The organism is Arthrobacter sp. YAF34 (genome assembly GCF_052113245.1).
Taxonomy (GTDB): domain Bacteria; phylum Actinomycetota; class Actinomycetes; order Actinomycetales; family Micrococcaceae; genus Arthrobacter.
On the sequence record NZ_JBFRCV010000033.1, the window covers coordinates 1 to 3,583 of the forward strand.

Sequence of the window (3,583 nt, forward strand, 5' to 3'; positions counted from 1 at the left end):
CCATCCAGTCGTAGCCGCCGTTCTCGTGGTAATCGCCCAGCACGGTCACGCCGTCGATGGTTTCCCCGGTGTCCTGGGTGGTCACCGTCTTGGTGGTTATTGCGTTCATGGTGTTGCTCCTTTTGCAGAGGATTCCGGTGGGTGGGGCGGCTCAGGTGACCGGCCAGCGTCCCCTTCTCCCCCCGTTGTTTTTTGGTTGCTGGCAAGCTCGCTTGCTCGGCGGCCGACGGAGCCCTGTCTACCCGCAGGGCAAGGGGCAGGAAATTCCTGGAGGAAATCAGCGACGCAGGAGCGCCGGAGGGACATTTCCTGCACCGCAGGCCCCGACGAAGGAGGGGCTAGACGGGGTGGAGCGGACGCCCAGAATCCGAAGGACAGCAACCAAAAAACGTCGAAGACGTAAGACACCGGCCGGGGCGGGCCGGAGCCCTGCGACGGCGCGCACTGGACCCCACAGCCGGCCGCGCCAGCGGACGCCCGAACGGGTGCGAGCCCCGCGAGCATGCCCTTCCTGAGTAGGGTGAGGGCATGACTGAGCCGGCGCCGAGTGATGGCAGCCTCGGCCGTGCGGGGCAYGGTGCCGGGCTGGATTCTCCGCAGGTCCTCCGGGTCCTGGCTGTGGTGTTCACACTTGCCGCAGCGGGCGCACTGGCGCTGGTGGTCCTCGATCTCGTCATCGCCCGGCCCGCGGCAGGCGACGTCTTCATCACCGTCCTGAATGCCCTGGCCGCGTTCCTGTTGTGGCGCCGGGTATTGGAACAAGCGCGGGCATGAGGAAAGGCCGGCACTTGGGTTGCCGGCCTTTCCGGGTTTTCCCCTCTGCAAAGGAAATTTGGGTGGGCAGCGTCTCGCTGCCTTGTGGTTAGAGGTTGTGGTGTTCCTGGGCCCAGCCGATATTCGCAGGCCCGGTTAGGTCGCCGGCGGTGAGCAGACGAATTTCGATGACGTCTTCGGCCAGGCTGGGCTCGGCGTCCGGCTTGTCGTCGTCGGTCAGGATGTAGTCGGTTCCCATGCTCACGCTTCCTGGTCGGTGCAGTGTTCCTGGGGTTCACTGTAGCCGTGGTTTCTACACGCTTGCTGAGTTCCCGGCTGCGCCCGCGCGAGCGTCCGGCGGCCGGATGAGATGTTCCTCTAGACAAGTACCTAAGTTGCTGCCGACAGACGACCGGCCGAAAGTGCTCGGCCCATTTAACGCAGAAACGGCCGACCGCCCGCGCACCGGGCTGTCGGTCGTTTCTACAGCTGTCGCTTCCAGGCCGAAACGCCTATTTAGAGGAGAACGAACTCCGTCTTCCGAGTTTCATCGGCGTCTGTCAGGAACACCTTTTTGCCTTGATCCTTTTCGTGGTCAATGAACTGGTACACAACGATGGCGCGGCGAACGGCTTCAGTGAAGGAAATGCCGTGCTTGTCGGTCAGCTCCTTCAGGGCAGCGGCCGTCTCCTTGTTCATGTTGACGTTCAGACGCACCAGATTTGGATCTTTTGCGGGCATGTTTCCGTCCTTATATCTCGTCACGTCGTTCAGTCCCTCAACTCCTAAGAGCCCCCAGCAGAGAACGAGCGCGTGCATTGAGTCTTTCAAGTGTTTGGGTACACCTTTGAGACCTAACCCCAAATACCTGATGGCTCTATGGTGGAACTAGGTACTTCCACCTGTCAAGCGTACGGGGTACGCATGTTGTGCGTATGGCCTACTTAATTTGTGTTCAAGAAGTGTTGCCAACGTCCGCCTCGCATCCGTATTCTGATATTGGTTCCTCACCCGGAGGTTCCCGGCCCGATTACCCCATCTAGGGAAAGGACCAGACAAATGATTGAAGGAGAAAACGGGCAACATCGATCCTCTTTAGGAGACGACGAGCAGCCGTTAGACGCGGGAATGGGCGGCGTATTCGTCGTTATCCCGGATGATGCTGATAGTGGTTCCGCGTTATGAAACCCTCGGGTGAGCCGAAGTTGGCAAGTGAATACGGTGACAACGAACCTCCCGACGGCACCCCCGTCTTCACGATGGGACCCGAGGGAAGCTACAACGACATAACCCGACGAATACTGGCGATAATCACAGTCTCAATTCTCGGAATCCTGTACGTAGCAACCTTCATCAGCTTCCTTCTAGGGCTGATCGATTACACGAAATTCCAACAAGCAATGACAGCGACCTACGTGCTATCCGGACTAACTGCCGCAGTCTTTCTCTATTTTTTTCGGGGCAAAGCCATCAGCAGGAAAATCCGGAGAGCACTGAAAGCATTCACGTAAGCCGAAACCAGTGACGCCTCCTCGAAGCCGAGGAGGCGTCACTGCTGCCATGCAGTGCACGTGTGGAAGATTTGCACCACGTCCACCGCTAAAGGGCGGCACAACCTTGCTCTGGCTACGCCCGCACCAGCGTTACCGGCGGCCGGCGGAGCGAAGCGGGGGAGGCCGCCCCGCACCGTGGCCCGGCCCGGCCCTGTCCGTTTAGTTGTTGTGGCGCTGGTAGGAGGTTTCCGGGTCGCGGGCGACGTCTGCGACTGAGCCCCGGTTGATCAGTTCCAGCAGCAGCCCTGCCAGCCGAAACCCGGGTGCATCCGTGTCCGCATGCGTGAGGTACCGGCCCGCTTGGGTGCCGTTGCCTTTGAGCCATTCCAGCCACCCCATCAGGGTCAGCATCGGCGCGCGCTGGCCTGCCGGAACTGCTTTCATCAGCTCGAACGCGATGGCCTGGGCCCGGTCCACCCGGTTCCAGTCCGGGCGTCCGGTGAAGGTCCCGAGGATGACGTCGGCGAAGTTGCCGTTCTGGGTGGTGATGGTCTCGCGGAACAGGAAGTCCCGGACCATTTTGTGCTGGAAGGCTCCCGCGATGCTCCGGGCCGTTTCGCGGTCGGGGGTCCCGGTGCTGTCCAGCACGGCCGCCCACGCCGCGCATGCTTCCTCAATGTCTGCTTCGGTGCCTTCGGGGGCTTGTACCGGCACGGCCCACGTGCCCAGCAGGGCGGGGTTGTAGACGTCGATGTCCGTGGCTGACCCGAAGAAGGTAAAGGTCGCGTTGGCGTGGCTGTCGGTGATCTGCTCCAGCGGGTGCTCCTCGTCCGTGCCGAACTCCGTCCAGTGAGTGGAGGCCACGAGCCAGACGTTCCGCACGGGCATCCGGGCGGCGGCCAGCTCGGACACCAGCGCGGCGACGTGCGCGGCGTAGGGGTAGCCGTCCCGGTTCTCATCCGTGTAAACGACAACGTAGGACGCCGTTGCCTTCTCATCGTTGGCGGCGTGGCTGGTCAGCGTCTGCGCGTAGTTGCCCGGCTCGACGTGTTCGGGTGCGTCCACCCGCAGGGTCGCGCCGAGGGCACCGTCATGGGCGGTGAGGACCACGAACGATTCCGTGGGCGTGATGCCCAGCAGGTGCGGGATGGTCGCCAGCAGGTCGGCGGGGCCGGTGAGGTTGATCTTTTCAAGCATGGTGTTGCTCCTTTTGCAGAGGATTCCGGTGGGTGGGGCGGCTGTGGTGACCGGCCAGCTTCCCCTCTCCCCCCGTTGTTTTTGGTTGCTGGCAAGCTTGCTTGCTCGGCGGCCGACGGAGCCCTGTCTACCCGCAGGGC

At 62.2% G+C, this 3,583-nt stretch carries 6 protein-coding genes; 3 read left to right on the top strand and 3 right to left on the bottom strand.

Annotation, left to right across the window (positions count from 1 at the left end):
* Positions 1–528 precede the first annotated feature (528 nt).
* The gene (locus tag AB4Y72_RS19585; protein WP_441427801.1) at positions 529–774 is read left to right on the top strand and encodes a hypothetical protein; all 246 of its coding nucleotides are present in this window, start codon (positions 529–531) and stop codon (positions 772–774) included.
* A gap of 88 nt (positions 775–862) precedes the next feature.
* Here AB4Y72_RS19585 and AB4Y72_RS19590 read toward each other — a convergent pair whose 3' ends face one another.
* Together AB4Y72_RS19590 and AB4Y72_RS19595 are read right to left on the bottom strand one after the other, a co-directional pair.
* Positions 863–1,018: a hypothetical protein gene (locus AB4Y72_RS19590; protein WP_441427802.1), complete on the bottom strand. Its 156-nt coding sequence runs from the start codon at positions 1,016–1,018 to the stop codon at positions 863–865.
* Positions 1,019–1,269: 251 nt separating this feature from the next.
* A complete protein-coding gene (locus AB4Y72_RS19595) occupies positions 1,270–1,494 on the bottom strand; it encodes a ribbon-helix-helix protein, CopG family (protein ID WP_441427803.1) in 225 nt (74 codons plus the stop codon).
* A 318-nt stretch (positions 1,495–1,812) separates the two neighbouring features.
* Here AB4Y72_RS19595 and AB4Y72_RS19600 point away from each other — a divergent pair, with 318 nt between their 5' ends.
* Together AB4Y72_RS19600 and AB4Y72_RS19605 are read left to right on the top strand one after the other, a co-directional pair.
* Entirely contained in the window at positions 1,813–1,938 is a 126-nt protein-coding gene (locus AB4Y72_RS19600) for a hypothetical protein (protein WP_441427804.1), read from the top strand.
* Positions 1,935–2,264 carry a hypothetical protein gene (locus AB4Y72_RS19605; RefSeq protein ID WP_441427805.1) on the top strand — a complete coding sequence of 110 codons (330 nt, stop codon included), beginning with the start codon at positions 1,935–1,937 and terminating at the stop codon, positions 2,262–2,264. The genes AB4Y72_RS19600 and AB4Y72_RS19605 overlap by 4 nt, the downstream gene beginning before the upstream one ends.
* Positions 2,265–2,465: 201 nt before the next feature.
* On the opposite strand, the gene AB4Y72_RS19610 is transcribed toward AB4Y72_RS19605, so the two are convergent.
* The gene (locus AB4Y72_RS19610) at positions 2,466–3,443 is read right to left on the bottom strand and encodes a DUF4192 domain-containing protein (RefSeq protein WP_441427806.1); all 978 of its coding nucleotides are present in this window, start codon (positions 3,441–3,443) and stop codon (positions 2,466–2,468) included.
* Positions 3,444–3,583: the final 140 nt, after the last annotated feature.

Excerpts from the sequence above, each read along its gene's own strand:
- AB4Y72_RS19610 (WP_441427806.1), bottom strand. The coding sequence starts at position 3,443 with ATGCTTGAAAAGATCAACCTCACCGGCCCCGCCGACCTGCTGGCGACC.
- AB4Y72_RS19600 (WP_441427804.1), top strand. The coding sequence starts at position 1,813 with ATGATTGAAGGAGAAAACGGGCAACATCGATCCTCTTTAGGAGACGAC.
- AB4Y72_RS19595 (WP_441427803.1), bottom strand. The coding sequence starts at position 1,494 with ATGCCCGCAAAAGATCCAAATCTGGTGCGTCTGAACGTCAACATGAAC.
- AB4Y72_RS19605 (WP_441427805.1), top strand. The coding sequence starts at position 1,935 with ATGAAACCCTCGGGTGAGCCGAAGTTGGCAAGTGAATACGGTGACAAC.